Raw genomic sequence first — 22,285 nt, 5'->3', positions numbered from 1 at the left:
GTAAATTGGTAAATAGTCTAATTCCCTAAGATCTCTCTGGTTTTGTCCAAGATTTCTTCATCTTTAAGTCGAAATTTAAACTCCACTCTACGTGAGTCTTTCGCACTGTAATCACCATTTTCATCCGTCCTAGGATCAGAATAGGATTTGCTGTTTACTGTTAACTTTTCACCTACATGTTGCTGAATATTTTCATATGGGAATTCCTCACTCATAATATAGTCAGCAACACTATAGGCACGTGCTTGTGAGAGTTCCAAATTATATAAGTAACTCCCATCTCGATCTGTGTGTCCTTCAATAATAATCTCAGCAATATACTCCTCATACCCACTCTGCAGCAGAATATCTAAATACTTTGGTACAAATTCATCAAGAAATTGAAAAGATTGGGCTTTTAACTCATCTTTTCCGTAATCAAATAGAATTTCCGTATTAAATATAATTGCTCCAGTTTTTTCATCAACCTCAACACCCATCGACGAATCACTAAATTCTTCTTTCAATTCACTTACAAGCTTGGCACGCACTCCCATAATCTGATCGAGTGTTTCCTTCATTTCCTCAATTTGCAAAGATTTAATAACCATCATACATATAAAAATCAGCATAAAACAAAGTAGAATAGTTGTTAGCAGGTCGGTAAATGATGGCCAAAAGTGTCCCTCGTCCTGTTCATTTCTAAATAGACGCTGATATTTAGAATTCATTTTGATTCATTCCTATTCCATTTGACCAATTACCTGTCTGCTGTTGTGGAGGTGTGGCCCTCCGCTGATTTATTGACTGAAGCTCTCTACTAATCTCCTGCAATGTTTGTTGGATGAACCGGCCATTGCTTTGATGTGTAGCTTCTGTAATACGCTGGACTTCTTTAAATTCATTACGTATTGCTTCATTAGTTCGCTCCACATATCTCCCAAAACTCTGCAAGAGACTATCCAATTTATTGCCGAGTGAGCCTTCTAAATTTCCAACATAGCTTGATAGCGTATCTTTTAATATTCCAACACTTGCCTCCATTTGATTTTCCCGCTGATGAAACCCACTGTTCATTTGATTAATTATAGTATTTATTTCTTGAATTAATTGGGTATTTTTCACTCCGAACTGTTCAAACGTGTACGTAGCATCCTTCATCTGTTTATCAAATTGACTAGACTGATTGGAATGGTCTTTTAAATGCTGATTAAAGGTCCGATTAAATTCTTTTAATTCATTAAAACGGTCTGCTAGAAGATGCTTGTACTCTGATTGTGTTTGGTTAATAACCTCTAAAGCATCTGGTAGCTTAACAATAGATGCTCCCATCTTATCAAATTCTTTAGACAGCTCTCCAAGGTATGTCATAACACCAGACAGTTTAGTTGATAGATCCTCCCCAAAAACTCTTTGAAAAGCTTTATTTTGATTATCCATCGCACCAACTAATTCACCGCTCTTTTCTTGTATCCTTTCAAAAGACTTATGCATCGTTTCCTGCTCACTCAAAAGGGATGACGTAAATTGTTTGATTTCTCCCACCGAGGATTCAAAGTGCTGTAATGTCTTCAATTGTGAGTCTGAAGCTTCTTTCATTTTCTCAAAAGTGCTTTCAAAAGCCTTTACCATCCGATCATTTTTGCTATCCATCTTTTTAAAATAAGAAAATAAGGAATCGAAATTTTTATTGAGGTTATTTGTCCCCTCAGAGAACCCATTTGTTACGTCTTTCATTTGTTGGAATAACCCTTTAAATTCTTCTAAATTCTCAGAAAGCCCATCATTAAAAGCTGCCAGATCTTTGGCAGATTGTTGTAGCCCTGCCGTATATTCCTTAAAGCCTGTGAAAGAAGCCTCAATACCTTGCAAGGATTTTTGATTCGTCTCCTGTAGACTGACAATCGAATTATTAATCGTTTCAGAAACACGTATTAACCGACCCATGCTATTCTGCTCTGCTCCTTCTAAACTAGATTCTGTGATGAGCATGATATCTGTTAACATAAATTCTGTATTCATGATTTTAATAAGCAGCGTCATAATTAAAGAAAATCCCATTCCTGCAATACTTGTGTAAAAGGCTACATCAATGCCTGCCAGCACCCCTGCCACACCTTCAACAAGGTCACTATCATCAATATTGATGCTCCCGAGAGACGAAGTGAGCCCGATAAATGTTCCAAGAACCCCTAGCAAAATGAAGACAGAAACGGTCATTTGAATCATCTTCACCAAGCTGACAACTGGCACTTGAAAAATGCGCCAGCCTGAAAACTTTTCCTGTATGAAGGTTTCAGCTTTTATGCCTTCTCCCTGCTTTTTATGGAATTGTTCTTGAAAACCTTGTAATGGCTCAACATCCAGTCGCCCTGTATTTTTCACATAATTACGTATCCCTCTTAGCTTGCTAAATAAAGTGATGTGAAATATTACGGCAATGAGGAACAAACCAAACAATAGAATGAAAATAGCCTCTATCATTGTGTTAGCTAATATTGCTTCTGCCTTTTGTTCACTTGTAAACATTTCTAGAATGGCTTGCACCATTTAATTTTCCTCCCTATATCTTACATATTTTAGGTTCTGTCTAATCATCCTCTTCTTTTATTGCTATTCAAGAATAAAGAAAATCATGTGTACAAGTTAGGAAAGGAATTAGCTGTTCTGGAAAACACCTCAAAATAATACAAAAAAGCCAGGAGAGGAACATCCTCCTGACTATGGTTGGCGTATATTGATTATTTTTCTAACAAGATCTTATAGTAAGTAAAAAGCCCTATTCCATATAGAATACCTCCGGTTTAGCGGATGCTCGAAACATAATTATCTATACGCATTAAATACTTCTTTATATCGGCTCCTACTACATTGGCTAACCAATTATCTGCACCATACTAAGCACTTGTAATTGAATATATTTCTAACTTATGCCAAATAGACTGCCACTCTTTTTTTGTCACTCTTTCATCATAAATAGCCGCGAGTGCGCTGGTCTCCATAAAATACGGAGTCGGCTTCACCTGTAAATTTAATACATCCTCAATCCCCCAAGGAGCTGTGAGTTTCACTTGATTATTTTGATCTAACTTCACACCAATTGCTGTTGCAGTTTCCGGAAATTTAGAAATTGCATTTTCACTTGATTTATAGGGCTCAACTTGGTTCACAATATGCATCCTTGCCTGGTTTTTCACAGACCAAGGAACATTAGGAAGCAAATCTCTTAATCTTTCCTCAAGTCTCTTTTCTTCTTTTTCTTCTATGTTGGTTTTATCGAAATAGATAACGTCCACATCAGGCATGGGGGTTTTTTCCCTGAATTGATGTAATGTATCCCAAATTTTCGAGCGCACAAACCCTGCACAAATCCACCAATCGGGCAACTCTAGCTTTTGGGCCGCTTTTAAAATGCGCATCATTTCTTCGTCTGATTCGATAAGTCTTATAATATCCTGTTCCGTTTTCAATGCTACACTCCTCCTATAGATCACTTGTTCTTATTCTATCATAGTAGAAGTTATTCTAGTTTTTTTCTATGTGTACGAATTAAAAACAGCAAGGATATCCTGTCGGTTTTTGCTTTTATAGGACTGATAGTTCCCTCTTAGAAAAGTTACTTTCAAGTTTCTAGAACAGTTGATACAAATGCTGTTTTCATTTCTGCATACTTATGTTTATTATGTCTATTTTCACTTGCAAGGTTCTGTTTTATCTTTTCATAATCTTTTCTTACAATTGCATTACTTCTTAATATGTCTCTAAATTGTAGTTGTTCCTTTAGATAACTACTTCCAGTCTGGTACATATGTATTTGGTGGGTCCGCGGTTCGCCCTTACTGAAGTAATGCCTGTCAGGTAATATATTGGTTCCTTTATAAGCATAACCTAACGACTCAAGCGGAAAAATACAATTGTCCCCTCCACTGAAGTCCCTTAACTCAATGGCAATATCAAGTATAGGCTTCGCACATAAATGTTTGACCGCCGTGCTTCCAATGTGATGAACGTCCAAGATATATTCGCTAATAAGAGCTTGGATCTTTTCTTTTTCGTATAGAAATTCCCTTTCCCAGTCCTCTGTCCAAGGTACTAAGAAAACCTCTCCTTTTGGCAATCCGAGCATCGTTCTTTCCTCCCTTTGTTTTATTTTGATGCTGACGAGTCTCTATAACTCCCTGATTCATGCTATAAAGATCCTACTATCTTAAACAACAAGGTGCACATTTGTGCTATAGTAAAAAGACAATAGACTGGCATCACATGAGGGGACGGTGCACTTTTCTTTTTAGGACGATTCCTAAAAAGGAGGTGGTGCCAATGGGGATTGAATCGGTGTTAACGTTAATGATATCCTTCGGGATGCTAATAGCGTTTATCATGTCTGACAAGAACCAAAAAAAATAATCCCTCATGTGCTTTAGCCAGGCGCTGAGGGATTACTTTCTCTAGGTGTACCTCCCCACTTGCTGGGGTTGGTCTATTGGAACCGTTCCATGTGTCCAGCATGGAACGGTTTTTAATACATTATGTTTATCTACGATTAGTATACCACGAATATGACTTTTTAACACTTCGTTAAAGAATCCGGTGTTTTAAAACTAAATCAAAAGTTGACCGATTTCTTATTCCTGTTTTACCTAGTAAAAAATTACTACCAAATAATTTTCACAATTTCAAAAAGTAACTTCTGTCTTTTTTCTAATTCTTCTTGTCCGAAGCTATTCATTGGTTCAAAAGCCAAATCATTATTAACCATCATAGATTTAAAATCAAGCTTTGAATGATAATTATCCTCTCGCAGTGTTTCGTTCCAATAAAGAGTATTAGAATAGGACTTCAACTTATTTGTGTAAGGCTCATTACTACTAGAAATGTTATCTCTACCCTTTAGTAACAAAAGGCCACCAATCCTATTCCTTTCTCTCTCAAATTTTTCTTCATCATTATCAAATAATAATAAATTCTCAGCGTTCATAGAGAGGATATGCTCAATATGGAATCCATTTACTGAGCCAGTATTCTTTACTAAATCATATAAAGTATGCTTCATATTCAAATTTGTATTATCGGCAATAAACTTTTCAATTCTAGCAAAAAAATAACGTTTGAAACGCTTATTTAGCTCATTGCCAGTCTCCCTAAAGAGGCTATAGCTTAAAGAGTGAGTTGCATTTAGCCCCCGATTTTCCGAAATAATATCGATAAGTATTCTATTAAATATAGTCGTAATTTCGTCCAGATCATCCTTATTCCTTATTTGTCTGCTAATTTCGTACATTGCTTCATTAAAGTCATTACTATCATAACTTTTTTGAAGTTGGAGCAAAGAGTACAAACGGTCAACATGGTAAGAAATTAATTTGATCTTTTCGTCTTCTAATTCGTCATCTATCTTACATGCTGATAAAATTAACATAAATTGTCCATCCATATCTGTTAAATTATTGTAATAGACATGCATAAAGTCCTCATTTTCCTCATCATAGTAACTTAGCAATTTCAAATACAAATTAGTGTAATATCTAAAATCACTCTGTAGAAATTTTTTAACAGATTTAGAGTTGTGATTCAATTCTAGCTTTTGCTCCACTTCATCTATGAAAATTGTTCTGTGATAATTTTTGTCATACTTACGCGAATCATTAGTCGTTTTTGCAAATTTTCCCCGTAAGTAATAAATGAAAAATTCATCAATTCCATCATCGTAAAAAGTATTTATTCTGTTTATTTGGCCGTCCCATAATTCGTTTAAGTTCAACTCTTCCAATTCTTCTTTATCAATCTGACCTAACAATTTACCTTTCAATATTTCATAAGGCTTAAGTCTAACACCCCGATCATTGATCACCTCAAATACCATTGGCACATCAGTCTGCTCAACATTTAAATTGATAAGTACAAGTCTCTTTAAGAAGTAAAAGGTAAAGTGCTCAAATTTATGTTGTTGTTCTTCCAGTTCTCGATTAAGATAATTGGATATTGCTTTATAATTTTTCACCATGTTTACGGCAGTAACTCCACTTGATGTATTAATATCGTTCGGATTCACTCCATCATAAAGTTCTTTCATTGCTGACTTGTGTTGTTCATGATTCATCCAAAAATCCTTTTTAAACCCAGATAGTCCTACAATTTTGGTGGATATCCAATCATCAATTTCGGATTGGAAGTCTAATGCTAGATGTCTTAATTTCATTAAAATCAATGTTAATGTAGTTAATCTTTGCTGACCATCAACTATGTAAATCTTACCATCTACACTGTTGGTTACATATGTATTTAAGTAATACCAGGAATATTTTTGTACTAATTTATCCAGTTCGGTATCATTATCTTTAAACCTTTCAAATTCTACATTAAACTTGTAAAATATATCGTCCAACAACCGTTTAACAGGCTCTTCATTCCATTTGTACTGACGTTGATAAAAATCTATGTAATATTTCGTGTTGGAAAATAAATTTTCAATATTTTGTTTCTCTGGTGCGACATCCATTAGAATCACTCCTCGTGATAAAATATTATTTACTGTTTTATTGGAGAGTACAAATAGTTTCATACACTGATCTCTTTTTAGAATGAGGGTTTAAAATCTCCTAGTGGTGTTAAGAGACCAGTTTAAATTATTCAACACCCATCGCCTTAAATACCGCATCCTCCGCGCTTTGGTAAAATGCCAATTGAAACTTAGAATACAATTCGGGAGGGACTGTGCCTAAATCTGCTGCAGATGCCATGGGAAGTAGTACTTTTTTTGCTCCGGAATCAAAACAAACCTGGAACATACTGGCTAGTTCCTCTACCTTATGTATCGTTCCACTAATTGAGATGGATCCCAAAACAACAACCTGGCTTTGAACAGGCTTATTTAATGCAGCTGAACATAATGCAATGAATGCTGCCAAAGACAGTTCGCCATTTAACCCAACACCGTTAATGTCCTGTACATGCATGAGATAATCTTTCGTTGCAGTGCTTATTGTTCCACTGATATTCTTATTATTAGCCTTAAAATATCGGAAAGCCGTATCCATGCTCTCTTTCGCATCACGGTCCGACCCTAAACCCGTTCTTTCAAATTTACCATTGCCACTAACCATTTCTGTTTCGAGCTTATATACTCCCATCATGCCACTTTTACCATGGGAAACAGTATATACGTGTCCGGGTTTACCTAAACCTTCAGGAATGATTTTTCCGCCGCCTTGCTCAGGAACAGTTACAAATTCTTCATTCATTGTATCCATATCAATATATGAAAAATTCACATCGTAAAATTCCATGCCACCAATTTTCTTCAGTTGCTCTTTAACACGTCTACGCCCAACTAATGCATAGCGCAATACTTCTTCCACATCTTCTTTTTCAAACTTTCCATTAGGGTAGAGTAGTTTCATTAAACCAGAGACCGTTTTTCTTACTGCAGTGACATCACGTTGATTAAGGTTGTTTCCAAGACGGTAATACTTATCAACTGCATCTGAGAAAGACCGTTTTCTCATCTCCCGAAAAAATTCCGCTAAGTAATCTGTAATGAACCCATAATCATTGGTGAAAAATTCTGGACGCATTTTGGGTATCTCCCACCCTGGAAGATAGTAATGCATGCGGTCAAAAAAAGCAGAGTCATATGCCATCGCTTCAGGAAACGGGTCAAACAAGTGGGATGTCTTTAACAACACTTCCACACTTTGGTTAATATTTCCCACAAAAACCATGGACGCAGATGCGGCCTTTTCTTCGCGTCCCCTGGCAAACGAGCCTGAAGCCATAAAGTCCTTCATAATCTGTATACCGTCTTTATCTTTAAAGGTAATCCCAGCAACTTCATCAAAAGCAACCGTGTCCCACATGCCAACTAAGCCAACTTGCCTTGTAGACATATTATAAAATAGATTTGCTACTGTTGTCTGTCCTCCTGATACGAGTATCGAATTAGGGGAGAGTTCTTTATAAACATGAGATTTTCCTGTCCCACGGGGCCCGAGTTCACATAGATTATAATTATTCTCCACTAATGGTACAAGACGTTCAAGCAAGTGCCATTTCACGTTATTCTCCAATTGGGTAGGTTCCATGCCAATAGAACGAATGATTGCGTCCATCCACTCTTCCTTTGAGAATTGATCTCTTAATGTGAACAATTCCCCCAGATCCATGTTTGGCATTTGAATTGGAGTAACTTTATCTATAGTAAAAGGACTGGTTCCTCTTTCTTCTTCATCAAAGAAATATTCCATTTGAACGATACACCAAATGCCACCAGCTAATAATTTATCAAATTCTTTCACATAGTTAGAAGCAATCGTGACACTTTTTAATCCAAGATTAGAAAATTCAGCTTCATACACATCTCGTTTGTCATTCAATTTAACCGTTAACTTATCAATAACAGTAAACCTACCAAGTTCTTTGATTTTTGATTTAATCTTTTCAGCTTCATCTGGACGAACAAAGTTATCAGAGAGAATCTTTTTAACACGTTCAACGCCATCATTAATACTGTCTTCATCATTTGTGGCACAATACATGCCAAGCAAATACTCCAATACATATACAGGCACGTTTGCCCCTTCTTTAATTTTCTTTGTTAGATCTTTTCGAACAACTTTACCTGAGAAGTGCTCAATTAGCTTTACGTTTAAGTCCTCCAATTACTTCCCCTCGCAATCTTTAAAAACCATATTTATCTGAAAAGGCGATGTCAATGGTGAATGGATAACGTTCATATTGGCTCTCCACTTGTTCTGTTTCATCTTCTAAAATTAAATAGTAAGTTTTTCGTTTATCATATTCGATGGATTTAAAAATAAATTTCTCCCGGAAAGTTCGTTCCCCTGGTTGTGATGAATCACTATCCGCGATAATTATATTCTCATTCGAAACTCGTTCCCCATTTTCATCAACAAAATACAATTTCAAATGAAGTGGCAGTTTTTTAACTGCTATTCGTTCTATTTGAAGAAACTCTAAATGAGTAATCGTATTTGTAACCTTTCTTGCTGGAGAAGTTAATTTTACATCAACCTTCTTTGCTATATTAATAGAAGATTTACTCCGATCATTTTTAAATGTAATTACAGGAACCACTACTTCTTGTAACATTGCGCCACCATGAACAAAATTAGCACCTGCACCTTGGATTGCAAATCTATTTAATCCCTTGGGTACAGTCACATACAATTCGTTATCTTGTTGTAATAGATCGCCCATCGGATAAGTTAACGTACCTTCTATTGCAGGTGGTGTTTCACTCAGCATAAATCTGCGTTTAGTTACTGTTGCATCCACTTTACCTTGTGGCAACTTCTGACTAGTAGTAAGTTCATCCCTTTGATACAGGAAACCATGATCAGCAGTAATCAGTATATTTGATGCACTTACATTGTTTACCAGTTGATTAATAAGTGTACGAATATCACTAATAGCTTCCTCTGCCGCTTGAAAAACTTCCATTTCTGTTGAAGCATTGTCACCTCTTGCATCAATTGCATTATGATAGATATAAACTACTTTTTTTCCATTAAAAGCTTCTCTAAACATCGTTCGACTCATACCGATGACATCACTATATTGAATAGCAACAGCTTCTGGTATTGCCTGCTGAAGAATTTGGTCCCTATTTTCCGTTCCAGAGGTGCTTATATCGTCAACGAAAACTTTAGCATCTTTGGTATACGCCATGTTTTTATATGGTAACAATGCCGCCATACCCAAACTAGTGTAGGAAGGTAGTACACTTTGAACGGCCGCAATGCCTGTCGAAGCTTTTCGCTCATTATTCAGTACTTGCATTAATTCCTGGGCTACTTCATAACGTAAGGCATCCGAAATAATAACAAACACACGTTCATTATCCACCACATATGGATGGACCCAATTACGGTAGAAATCATTTTGTTGGGATACCCCTGTCACTGGCCACCCCACACCTTCAACCCGTTCCAGACTACTAGACCATTTCACAGAAAGTTGATCCATGAAATGATTGGAATATATGTTTTCAATCAATGCTCTTAACGTATGCAATCTGTCTTTTTCTTCCAACTGATCATAAGAAACATAAAACTTTCTATAAGCGGTGTCCATTTTATAAAACTCTTCTGTATATGTCTGAAACAGACTATATGCGGATTGTTCTGGAATAAAATCATTTTTCTCGTGAATAAGTCGTAGCATATAAACAGCATGGGCCATTGCTTCATATTCATGCTTGTATTCCGGGTACCAATGAAGCTTACGACGTGTCGAAATCATTTCTTCATATTCTTCAAAATCGGTTAAATCATTTGTTAATTGCTCCACTATATAATCAATAATATTCTCATCAAAGGTTCGGAATGCGTCTAACTGAATGATCTCCGCCACATCCCATGTGGACAGATAATTACCTACTTTAACAATTTCTTCTACTTGATCAGCTAACTGATTATAGACACTGCCATCGTCACGATGGTTCATCCATTGATTCATAAACACAACTACATTTGTCGGTCTTTCCGTTGTATACTTCTTCCACGTTTCGGGGAATTCTAATGTTTGATTCTGTTCTGACACATAAGTTAGCATGAAATAGATCATTAATGACTGTAATGACTTTTCAGGAAGTGTATATCCATAATACTTTTCAACCAGATTCCAAAACACATCGATACTTCCATATTTTTGAATAGCTTCCCAAGACTTCAAATCTTTATGTAAGAAATCATGCATTAAAGATTTAACCACTTCGTCCATCGAATTCGTTTTGCTTTTCGATAATGTTGCTAAAACGGCCATGTCGATTGATTCCTCGGTATACGTATCAATAAGAAATCGAGTGAATGCTTGGAAGCGGGCTTTATTATTAAAGAACACTTTATATGACTTAAATGTTTCTCTAAGCGAATCATCGTGGATTCCTAATTCACGCATCGTAACGGTTGTTTTATCTGTAGCGAATTCGAAGGCTACTTTATAAATATCTAGTAACCAATCCTCACGTGGGTTTGGCTTAGCCATTTTTCCATAGAGAAGAAAGTGAGTTGTTGGGTCATTTTTCTCCAGCTCATATTTGGTGGCAAATAAATTGTTTGGCGTTACTTCCCATATACGTACATTGGGAATATTTATTTCCTCAATATCGTCAACAAATTCACCCTCTTCATCATACCAAAAAACAATATGCCGCTTTCGCCCATTCGTTAATTCTTTATGAAAAAAATCATTTAACACCCGATGCACTTCTTTCAAATTCATTCAATTCACACCCTTTAAAGTTAGAAGGAAAAGACTTAGCAATAACTTGCTAAATCTCTATCTTCCCTTCTATAATTTTGCCAACACGTTTGCTTTCAGGGCTTTTCTACCTTCACCCTGCGGGACCTCTATATCCTGGAATTTAGCATAGTTCACTTTCACACCATCATCTAAATCTAGATCCAGCTTTTGATTTGCAACATGTGCAATAACCTGATCATAATTCTGGCACTCCAACACTTGTTTTTGCAGCTTCTCTTTCTTTTTTTTCTCTTTAGTCTTTTCCTGCTGAGTAATATCTGATTCTAACAACATGTCCTTACGCTCTATCTCTTCCATATATTTTCGTTGTTGAGCATGCAAATAGTCTGTACGCACTCTTGAAACTAACCCCGGTTCATAACGGTGAAGATAAACAAGTGCTCTAAACCCATCCTGTTTTCCACTATCAAATAACCAGTAAATGGGTCGCTTCTGATATGTCTTTACATGATCTTTATAAAACTCTTTGAGGAAATAACGACGAATACACTGTCTGGATGTTTCATTCCCTTTTCTAGTTAAGGTATCGGCAATGAAATCAAGATTTTCTTCCAAGGTTTCTTCGCTGAAAATTGTTTTCATTATTGTAATGAACCTGGAAACTATATCATCTTCAAAATAGGTATCATCCGTAATCGGAATGACATTATCTGGATCCGGTTTGGAGGATTGATAATTATCTATATCAAAAGCACCACCCGCAAATGCTAGTCCTTCTGTATCTAAAGAATAACGCCCTAACATTAACCCAACAGTGTAGGATAGAAATGATTTTACATCTCGTCCTTTATCTGCACGCCTGATTGTAACTTCTTTATCTTCCACTTCTGGAGTCAGCTCGTCTTGTAAGCCGTATAAATCGATAAAAATGCGGTTTAATTCTTCTTCATTTGCTTTTAGTGTTTGAAAACGGTGTTCAGTCTCTTGCTCCCAGTTTGAATATACTTCAGAAAGCTTTGTTGAATCTTGCTTAAACTCGATAAATGGATGGATTTTGAAATCCCATGACGTTTCGAAAGAGTCCCAGTCGGATTTAGATAGATTAATATTACTCTCAGACAATAAGTTTGTTTCTTCTGTCAGTTGATTAAATAAGTTTTTAGCGATAGGAACGTTACTGACTGGTGTTGGATTAAAATCTAAAGTTGGTGCTAATAAAGACAACAATCGATTCGAAATCTTCGAATTAACTAAAGATAAAATATTAGCTATAAGATTACTTTCTTTTGGGAAAATCATAGGTCCCTTACTATCAAATAAAAACCCTTGAGGGGACCATCTAAATGAAACGTCTCCAGAGGTTAAAGAAGACCAAGTGATGCCTTCTTTAAAAAAGTATTTAGGATTTCTCATTCCAAATTTTTTAAAATTTCGAAGTTCTTCTCCGTCATTTTCCCAATTAATTACGTACTCATTGTTTCCATACCATTTTCTAAAACTCCCCCCTTTATTATATGGAAACCACTTATACAGTGATTTTTTAGATTCTTCTCTATTACTAAAATTAAAACCTATCTTTTGATAAGTAATTTCATGCCACAATTTTAGATAGATGTCATTATTGCCTGTAAAGCTACCTTTTTTTACATCTGCAAAATTACTTAAATTAGGATTTTGGCTGAAAGCTTTTCTAACCTGATCACTTGCCCAATAAGCTATTGGTGAACCAGGAACGTCTGCAAACCCATCCTGAATTCGTTTATATTGTGATTCATTGTTAAAAAACTGTCTTGCTTTTTCCTCCGCATTATTGTAATCAGTAAGACGCACAAAAGTAGCAACATATTCAGGAATAACTCTCTTTCTCATGATAAACGATGTTGTCTGCACTACTTCCCCACCTATATCTGCAAATGCCCTAGTGCCTAAATGAGCCATAGAATAAATCTGATGAGCACGTAACATGCTTTCTCTCAACTTTTCAAATGATGATAAGAACATCCATGAATGTTGATTAATCATGCCAATAAATCCATTCTCTCTCACCGACCGGCTAGCTACTTCCATAAATACAGCATATAGATCAGCACTGGAATCTTTATAATTCTTTTTCACATACTTTGAAAGTTCTGCATTCATTCCCTTACGCCCCATATAAGGAGGATTAGTTACTACAACATCATATGCTTTTGATAAAATCTCAGCTTGATCAATTATTCTTTCTATTACCGTAAGTGAATTATCTTTAAAATCTATCTCAAACATGTCATTGCTTTCTTTTTCTTTTAAAGATTTGGCTCTTTCTCTCAAGCTTGAAATATCTAATTCTGGCACCTCTATAATAGAACCGTATAGCTTTGCATCATGAAACGTATCCAATAGCAACGTCATATCGTTCTTTAGATCTGTATCACGGACACATATCTCAATGTCTTGCTCTGTTAGTTGATTACTTTCCTCCATCCAACGAATATTCGTTTTTAACTCTTGATCAAATAATCGATAATTATAGCTTCTAGCTTTCATCATCAACGCAAAATAAGCCAATTGTGCCGCCCGAGGATCTATATCTAATCCATATAGATTATTTTCCATGATAAGTTTAGGTATATTTTGTTCTCGATATCCTTGTGATTTGTACATTTGATACAATACGTCAAACGCATATACAAGTATATGACCTGAACCCATGCACGGATCGAAAAACGTTATCGATTCAGGGGTCAAGTTTGAATCTTTCAATGTTTCAAGATGGTTAACAACACTTTCCGGTTGCTCAGCACTTTCTAGATAATATGGGAGTTTACCTTGTAGGTTAGTATCGGAGTGGGATTCCAACCAAAAACGACCTAAAGAATTGTCCACCATATATTGAACAATCCAGCGTGGTGTAAATAACTCCGTTGCTGCGGGGATGTTTTCCTTCGCGATTTTTTTGTTTTTCTTCAGGTCAGCAAATACAGCATCTTTTTTTTCTGAAATATAATACTGATAGAGCCAGCCAATAATCTCCACTTCTGTTTGCCAATCATTTTCGTCAATCATTGTCACCATGTCATGTACTACAGATGTCTCTACTAACAGATTGTCTGGGATAAGCAGTTCTGTATAATCCTGAATCTCCTCAAACATCATTGGCATGATCTCACCAAGCTTGTTACATTGTTTAATCAATATGTATTTAAACAAATCTTCCGTCTCATTGGTATCCTGCAATTCATATACCTTTTGCTCATCAAGTCCTAGCTCATCAACAAGCATCAGTACTTCGGTTAGGGCATCGGGGTCTTTTTTCCCTTCTTCAATGGAAGAAAAAATTCGCACACCTGTTGGCAAATAATCATTCGCTTCCATAAAACGCAATGCGATAAATCGGTTAAACCATGTATAGGCCACTTCTTCAATGACTTGGTCATACCCTTTTTGTTGAATTTCTTGTACTAGCTTTTCACGTTGTTTAATTTCATATTTTTTGTAAAACTTTTGGTTAATCATAAATCCATCTTGATAGACTTCTGCATCTTTTATTGCTTCTTTGGTTATTCCTAATTCAAAGGCTTTTTGTTCCACTGCTTCCATTAACTTCACACGAGCTGTTACGGCAAACTTCTTTATTGCTCCCTTGTTCATCCTTACATCCTCCAATGATAGGAATGAAGGATAGCCTTTAATAAGGTCTATCCCTTCCTATTTAAACTAGATTGATTGTTGTATCTTCATCTAATTCATTCATTAATTTCGTTCTTAATTCTTCAATAAGAGTATCTACATCTTCTTTGGATTTAAGTGTTTTTGTTCCTTTAATCATCATGTTTTTACTCAACGTTTTAGTCTTTTTTGGTTTAGTTGGCGGTGAAACTATATCAGGACCCGGTCCCGGGCCGACAACTGGAGGCTTTTGACTATTCCATTCTCGTTCTAATTCACCCATACACCGAACTTTTAACCGATCACTTTCCACTTCCATCGCAATTGCTTCATAAAGATTATTAACCGTGCCCAACCGCTCCTCTAACGTATGGAATCTCGCCCTGAAAGTACCAGCGAATTTACGGTGCATATCTTCATGCTTCTCTAATGCCTCTAACACAGCCTGCAAATCACGCTGTATGGTTGCTTTTACAGGCTTACATTCTTCTTCTAGTAATATGACAAAATGATCATCAAATGTTTGATACAAGCCTGGCAGATCTTGGATCATATCATATGGCTCTGCATTTTTTACGATTTTTTCTATTGCATCCACCGTTTGGTTAATTTTTTCATCGGTTACATATGTTCGGTTATTTTCAAAGATCGTTAATCGTTTCATTGCTTGGTCAAATTTATCTTGTTGATTTTCGAAGAATCCTTTAATTTCTTTGGAGTCAGCAGCATATGATTGTAATTCACGGCGTAAATGATGAACTTCTTTATAATAGGTTGCTGTATCATTAATGGTTATTAATTCATCAATCAATTTCTTACCCTCTATTAAAATGGCTTCCCCAGGGTAATATTTATTGCGATAATTTGCTAATAAATCGGTGATTTTATCCCTTTCCTGGCTTAGTAATTCATTGAACCTATTTTTCAGACCATCTTCATCTGTTGGTAATGCTGATATCCCAAATAACTCCTTACTTAAATCCTTCACATTTTTCAGCAATAAGGCTGAAATTTGTTCTCGTTTTCTAACGACAACTCGATCAATGTAATCTCGTTTCGTCACATAGTTAATAAAATTAGGATCCTCGCCCTGTAGCTCACTACTATTTAATTGAAACTTAATTTTTTGTGATTTAAATAAATGGAGTAGTAATGCTGTAATATCCATTTCCAGCCACCCAAAAGGCTTATTTGCGAAATAATTACGTATGCTTTTGACTGTCATTTGTTGTTTTCTCGACGTAAGACGTGAAATATAGTCATCGACCGCATTGATCGCATTATGATTTACAGCTTTATCATCCATAGATAACTGCGTAGAATCCGTTAAAATGTCTTGTAACCCTTTCGTAGAATCAACAAATTCTGTAATATAATCTAGATTTTTATATTGTGTTTTAATTAATGTACGAAATGCATCATTAATTCGATCAACAGGGTTTTTCTTCGTAATGTCCATTTGCTGTGAGTTAACAAATACTTCCGCAGACTTTAATGCTTCTGTTAAGTATGTTGTAATTCGTTCCCTGCGATCAGCAACTTCCCTAATTTTACGTGTTTTAATGTCTTCTACCGCCTGTGAGACTGACGTTCCGCTCTTAACCTTTAAATATGCTTGGATTTTTAAAATCTCTTCCATTTCTTCCAAATAAGATGTATCCTGTGGTAGTTTCACAATGACATTATTTTCGCGCATTGACATCATTTTCAATTCTGAAGCATTATACTCCATTGTTGCATCCGCATATGGTGTTAAGATTCTTATGCCTATATCATTTACTTGAGTACGAACAGGACGATCATCAATAAAGGCATTGAAGGAAAAATGATATTTAGATGAATAACGATATTTCCTATCTTTATAGATACCCTCAAATATTTCTTCCCCTATTTTTTGAATGACTTCTGATGTTTCCACATGCATATTCTTTATCTCACGATTTACATCTTGTTCGTCATTGGTTAAGAATATATACTCTTCGCCATTTTTTTGAATTAATGTTTGCTGAATAAGACGCGTCAGGGATTTTTCAATATCTTTTTTTAGTTCTATTTTATCTATATCCATATGATCAACCAAGAGTGTCGAGATATTTTCTAGATTGGCTGGAAGCTCTTTTACATATTTAATGAGGAACAACAGTCTTAGAACATCCACATCGAAGTCTTTTAGTTTCTCGTTGCCCTGGGCATGAATAATGACACTTCGAATAGTAGAGTCCAAGAAGGTTTCAATTGTTTGATAAAATGCTGAAAATGGTACAAGTTTTCCTTCACTATTAGTAGCAAAACGAACTGCAGATTCTTGGAAGGCGCTTAACAGGGAACGTTCTCCTTCTGCCAAATGCTTTCCAGATGCCCCGTGGATACGTACCCCTGTAAATACTTTTTGTAGCAAATTAAACTGGTATGGGATAAATGGATATACATCAATGAAATCATGTTCACTTGTATATTTCTTCATTTCCGCACTATTATCTGAGAATGTTAATAGATTTTGTAGAATGGAACTGTTTTTGCGATATACTTCTTCCAATGTTTGTTGTCCGGCTTCATTCTTCGTTAAGATACGTTTCTTAATAACTTCATCAACAAATGCACTGGATAAACTCAATTTTGTATCAAAACGTCCCTGGATTTTCGAAAAATCATTTCCTTTTACACTTAATACAGAGTCAATATCTTCCTGACTCGTAACTGCGATCCATGCCTTTCCTTTACATTGGTGTCCCAACTCATGAACAATTGTCTGTAAGTTCAGCATAGACTGGGAGTTGTCACCAATGTACTGACCTACTTCATCAATTAAAAATGCAACATGATGATTCTTCCCTTTTTCATCGATATATTCTTTCACTCGCTTTGCGAAACGATCTATACTAATTGAATAATCTTGTTCAGCACGTTCAAACCAATTTCGTGCTGATGCTTCACTCATTTGTGTTGATTTAGACAGCGCCTCAATAATAGCATCCTCTTCATAATAGAAATCCTCACGTGCATTTTCCCATTGGTTGCCGGAGATCTCATGGAAGGTTGCTTTGAAGTACTCATAAGTTCCGTCTTTGTGCATGTTCCGCTCAATTTCAGCTATCCATGGAATCGCTCCGCAAAACCCTTGCATTTCATTAAATACCTTGTTCAATACTTTTACAATTGAATCATTGTCAGCCATAGAATCCGATTCACTTTTCGCATCAATATCGAAAAGGACCACATCTGTTGTAATGTCGCCTGCCTTTTTCAAGTCTGCCAGAATCATTGGATCTTGAATTTTATCATCAAAGTAATCAATTGCCTTTTTTCCATTAATCGTTCTGTTTTCTATTAAATAGGATAATATTTTTAAGAAATGGGATTTACCAGAACCAAAGAATCCGGATATCCACACACCTATTTTATCCGTAGGACTGTCGATCCCCTTTTTATATGCTGCAAAAAAATCACCGATATGTTTTTGTAATTCGTTTGTGACTACATATTCTTCTAATTCTTGATAAATATTTTGATCGTCATTCTGGCCAACTTTTACAACACCTTTAATATCACGATCAATTTTCCGTGTAAACATCTTTTTTATTTGCATGGTGCTTCCCCCTTTTAGTAATCCACTAATTGAAAGGCCCGATAATAATTATCATCCTTAATTTCTCCAAACAACATTAACTCTTGTCCGTCATAACGTCCTGGAAAAAATAATACAACTGGAATTTGGTTTACTGCTTTATATAGATTATTCAGTATGACATGAGATCGAATGATCGGGAATACCTTGCCAATTCCGGTTATAAATATAAGATCATTTTTCTGTACTCGGTCTGCTATGTACTTGATCACTAGATCATTATTTAAAGTTAAGCGTAGTGATTTACGCGTGGCATTTAGTATAAATTGACTCCCTTTCTTTTGTTCCATCTCGAAGTTCTTTTGCAAATATCCTTTTTCTTCTAAAATATCCAGAATTACTTCATATAAATCAAATTCAACAACTCGTTGATCTGATTGCTCATTATTAATCCGCTCTTTTATAAAAGCCACATGATTACGAACAACCATCTCCTGTTCTGGTTGGTAATCAAATATATGATAACCTACTTCATTTCCTAGTCCTTTGTTTTCTTTAAAAGAGGGATCCGTGATCTTCGGTAGTATCTGATCTAATCGTTCCTGTATTGTTTTCATACTGAAGTCCCCCCTACAATTAAATTAATGAACCTAGGATCATCGGTATTCCTAATATGTTCTAGTACATCTGGATTCGCAACTGGAACAAGAATTTCTCTGTTTCCTTTTTGATTCTTCAACATACCTGCTTCAAATAAAATTCGAATATATACCTGTTGTATCTTATAAAACGTGTATTCTTTCCATTTAGCTACTATTTCGCTTTGCTGTCTTTTCCCTTCGAAAAAGATGTTAAAATCTCTGTCTGTTAGAGATAGATCCCGATAGGCAATTTTATCACTGAAAACTTCATTCATAAATTCATAAAAAAGCCTGTCTGTTTTAATTATTGTATACAGTACAATTAATTTACTTGTTCCTATGTCGCTTATATTTAACTGATTAATAAGGTAATCATCTAAAACTTTCAATCTCTGTAAGATTACTGAAGCAATTTCCCTCTTTCGTGCATCTGTCTTTACTTGAAAGATATTGTTTTCAACAACCTGTTTTTTTAATTCAATTTCGTTAAATCCTTGTAAAACCAATTCTGCAAGTTTCTTTGTTTCCATATAAAAATATGGTCGGGACTTAATTGTTGATCGATATTGCTGTTTGTTTTCCACATTATTCCATTCCTTTGGGCCAGTATTTAATCCTATTTTATCATGCCATGACATGTAATGATATGTAAACTTTTGTATGAGATATTATTCTAGCTATCATCAATAGTAATCACTTTCAACATAATTCTCTTAATATGATATGATAGTAGAATATCTCCTTCCCAGAGGAAAAAGGCCATAATTCCCCTGTAAATCTTGATGTGATATGATTTTTGCGTTTGTTCCTGTTCTTCCAGATACGCCATAATTCCCCTGTAAATCTTGATGTGATATGATTTGCAATGCGAATGTATCCCTCGTCACATTGCCATAATTCCCCTGTAAATCTTGATGTGATATGATTCAATCCAACTGTTGCCATCTATATTCCTGCCATAATTCCCCTGTAAATCTTGATGTGATATGATTAAATCTAGCGGGGAAAGATACCCTTTAACGCCATAATTCCCCTGTAAATCTTGATGTGATATGATTCGAGTAGATGGTAATCCGGTAGATGTACGGCCATAATTCCCCTGTAAATCTTGATGTGATATGATTAAGACCCTTGAGAAGAATGATAAGCATATGCCATAATTCCCCTGTAAATCTTGATGTGATATGATTATCATTTGCGGGTTGTATATCGGTTGCTGCCATAATTCCCCTGTAAATCTTGATGTGATATGATATGTTGCCACTTATAGCTGAAATGGAATCAGCCATAATTCCCCTGTAAATCTTGATGTGATATGATATTTAATAATCTACAAACTGCGATATAATGGCCATAATTCCCCTGTAAATCTTGATGTGATATGATGCGCGTGACCGACTTGTCGCCGACAGAGCCGCCATAATTCCCCTGTAAATCTTGATGTGATATGATTGAAAATAGAAGTTGGCCGAGGTTAAACCAGCCATAATTCCCCTGTAAATCTTGATGTGATATGATCCCCACCCGTTACTGGATGGCGTGGCACTCGCCATAATTCCCCTGTAAATCTTGATGTGATATGATAATAGGTCGAGCGAAGGTAATTACGAGTTTGCCATAATTCCCCTGTAAATCTTGATGTGATATGATCCGTAAGCCGGAGTGGGCTCTCAAGCAGGGGCCATAATTCCCCTGTAAATCTTGATGTGATATGATTTTGTTATTGAGCAGGTGTCTTAATGGATAGCCATAATTCCCCTGTAAATCTTGATGTGATATGATCGATAAACAACATAACTGGACGTTGGATGAGCCATAATTCCCCTGTAAATCTTGATGTGATATGATTCGTTATTTTATCACCCTGATTATTAATACGCCATAATTCCCCTGTAAATCTTGATGTGATATGATAACTGCGGTAAAGAGTTTTCAGGCAGGAAAGCCATAATTCCCCTGTAAATCTTGATGTGATATGATTACCACCATTTAACACTATTACGAAATGTTGCCATAATTCCCCTGTAAATCTTGATGTGATATGATCGCTATAACTGCGCCTATTGCCGTTCCTAGGCCATAATTCCCCTGTAAATCTTGATGTGATATGATGTTGAGTAATTCGTATATTATGCTGACAGGGCCATAATTCCCCTGTAAATCTTGATGTGATATGATTTTTAGATTTTCTTCTATAGACCAATTTATGCCATAATTCCCCTGTAAATCTTGATGTGATATGATAAAATACTGGAGACTACCAACTGAAAATGTGCCATAATTCCCCTGTAAATCTTGATGTGATATGATGAAACCCCCTATTCATTCTTCGCATAATCTGCCATAATTCCCCTGTAAATCTTGATGTGATATGATAAAGCTTATGAAGAAGATGCCACAGGAGCTGCCATAATTCCCCTGTAAATCTTGATGTGATATGATGTATTAAAGATCATAATATCTCTTGAAGGGCCATAATTCCCCTGTAAATCTTGATGTGATATGATAAGACAGCTACTCAAGCATGGGATCGTGCAGCCATAATTCCCCTGTAAATCTTGATGTGATATGATTTTCGCCTTTTATAGTTACGGCATATACGGGCCATAATTCCCCTGTAAATCTTGATGTGATATGATCGTACCCTTTTATATAATATTCTCTCGTCTGCCATAATTCCCCTGTAAATCTTGATGTGATATGATGTATATCCACAGCCTTTATCTCTATATATGCCATAATTCCCCTGTAAATCTTGATGTGATATGATCCATGGCCCTGAACCCCTTGATAAATCAACCATTCAAGGGGTTTCTTTTTTTAAAAAGAAGTAATTTTTCTTATAAACGTCCCACTATTTCTTCCTTTTCCTAAAAAAATTCTAGAAAAAGATACTTGCTATTGTATTTGCAAGCATCTTTTAAAAGAAATCTATTTTATTTGCACCTAACTCTTCCTCTGCTGTAGTAGTTCCTAAAAGAATTTCCATGTTTTCAAATTGCTTTTCCGTAATCTTCAAGGCCCGTATTGCGCCATTAACTGGTGGGATATTTTCTTTCAAACGACGCATATGTTTACGAACACCATCTTCTCCGTTACAGATTCTTGTATAAACTGAGTATTGCAACATAGTATATCCATCTTGTAATAAAAACTTTCGAAAACGAGAATAAGCTTTTCTTTCTCTTGGTACAACTACCGGCAAATCAAAAAAGACAATTATTCTCAT

The 22,285-nt window shown here is 35.7% G+C and carries 12 protein-coding genes and 1 CRISPR repeat array; all 12 genes read right to left on the bottom strand.

Annotated features, from left to right (window positions below; genetic code table 11):
• Positions 1 to 17: 17 nt before the first annotated feature.
• Positions 18 to 710 carry an OmpA family protein gene (locus tag BN985_RS16210; protein WP_042224736.1) on the bottom strand — a complete coding sequence of 231 codons (693 nt, stop codon included), beginning with the start codon at positions 708 to 710 and terminating at the stop codon, positions 18 to 20.
• A complete protein-coding gene (locus BN985_RS16205; RefSeq protein ID WP_042224734.1) occupies positions 700 to 2,529 on the bottom strand; it encodes a MotA/TolQ/ExbB proton channel family protein in 1,830 nt (609 codons plus the stop codon). Before BN985_RS16205 ends, BN985_RS16210 begins: the two co-directional genes overlap by 11 nt.
• 347 nt (positions 2,530 to 2,876) lie before the next feature.
• A complete protein-coding gene (locus BN985_RS16200) occupies positions 2,877 to 3,401 on the bottom strand; it encodes a nucleotidyltransferase family protein (RefSeq protein ID WP_042224926.1) in 525 nt (174 codons plus the stop codon).
• 200 nt (positions 3,402 to 3,601) lie between these two features.
• Complete coding sequence (locus tag BN985_RS16195) at positions 3,602 to 4,105, bottom strand: GrpB family protein (protein WP_042224732.1); 504 nt, start codon at positions 4,103 to 4,105, stop codon at positions 3,602 to 3,604.
• A gap of 528 nt (positions 4,106 to 4,633) precedes the next feature.
• Entirely contained in the window at positions 4,634 to 6,478 is a 1,845-nt protein-coding gene (locus BN985_RS16190) for a DUF262 domain-containing protein (RefSeq protein ID WP_042224730.1), read from the bottom strand.
• A 127-nt stretch (positions 6,479 to 6,605) separates the two neighbouring features.
• Positions 6,606 to 8,636 (bottom strand): protease Lon-related BREX system protein BrxL, encoded by a 2,031-nt coding sequence (gene brxL, locus BN985_RS16185; protein WP_042224728.1) that lies wholly within the window; start codon positions 8,634 to 8,636, stop codon positions 6,606 to 6,608.
• A 19-nt stretch (positions 8,637 to 8,655) separates the two neighbouring features.
• Entirely contained in the window at positions 8,656 to 11,220 is a 2,565-nt protein-coding gene (gene pglZ / locus BN985_RS16180; RefSeq protein ID WP_042224727.1) for a BREX-1 system phosphatase PglZ type A, read from the bottom strand.
• A 69-nt stretch (positions 11,221 to 11,289) separates the two neighbouring features.
• Positions 11,290 to 14,832 (bottom strand): BREX-1 system adenine-specific DNA-methyltransferase PglX, encoded by a 3,543-nt coding sequence (gene pglX / locus BN985_RS16175; RefSeq protein WP_042224726.1) that lies wholly within the window; start codon positions 14,830 to 14,832, stop codon positions 11,290 to 11,292.
• Between the two features lie 61 nt (positions 14,833 to 14,893).
• Complete coding sequence (gene brxC / locus BN985_RS16170; protein WP_042224724.1) at positions 14,894 to 18,436, bottom strand: BREX system P-loop protein BrxC; 3,543 nt, start codon at positions 18,434 to 18,436, stop codon at positions 14,894 to 14,896.
• 14 nt (positions 18,437 to 18,450) lie between these two features.
• The gene (locus BN985_RS16165; protein WP_042224723.1) at positions 18,451 to 19,032 is read right to left on the bottom strand and encodes a DUF1788 domain-containing protein; all 582 of its coding nucleotides are present in this window, start codon (positions 19,030 to 19,032) and stop codon (positions 18,451 to 18,453) included.
• Entirely contained in the window at positions 19,029 to 19,640 is a 612-nt protein-coding gene (locus tag BN985_RS16160; RefSeq protein WP_198030023.1) for a DUF1819 family protein, read from the bottom strand. Before BN985_RS16160 ends, BN985_RS16165 begins: the two co-directional genes overlap by 4 nt.
• 174 nt (positions 19,641 to 19,814) lie before the next feature.
• A CRISPR array of direct repeats spans positions 19,815 to 21,826; the repeat unit is 36 nt; unit sequence GCCATAATTCCCCTGTAAATCTTGATGTGATATGAT.
• 150 nt (positions 21,827 to 21,976) lie between these two features.
• Positions 21,977 to 22,285: a CRISPR-associated endonuclease Cas2 gene (cas2, locus tag BN985_RS16155; protein ID WP_042224721.1), complete on the bottom strand. Its 309-nt coding sequence runs from the start codon at positions 22,283 to 22,285 to the stop codon at positions 21,977 to 21,979.

Source organism: Oceanobacillus manasiensis, assembly GCF_000724085.1.
GTDB classification, from domain to species: Bacteria; Bacillota; Bacilli; order Bacillales; family Amphibacillaceae; genus Oceanobacillus_B; species Oceanobacillus_B manasiensis.
Note: the sequence above shows the minus strand (reverse complement) of the source record. Positions and strands in the feature narration are given on the sequence as shown.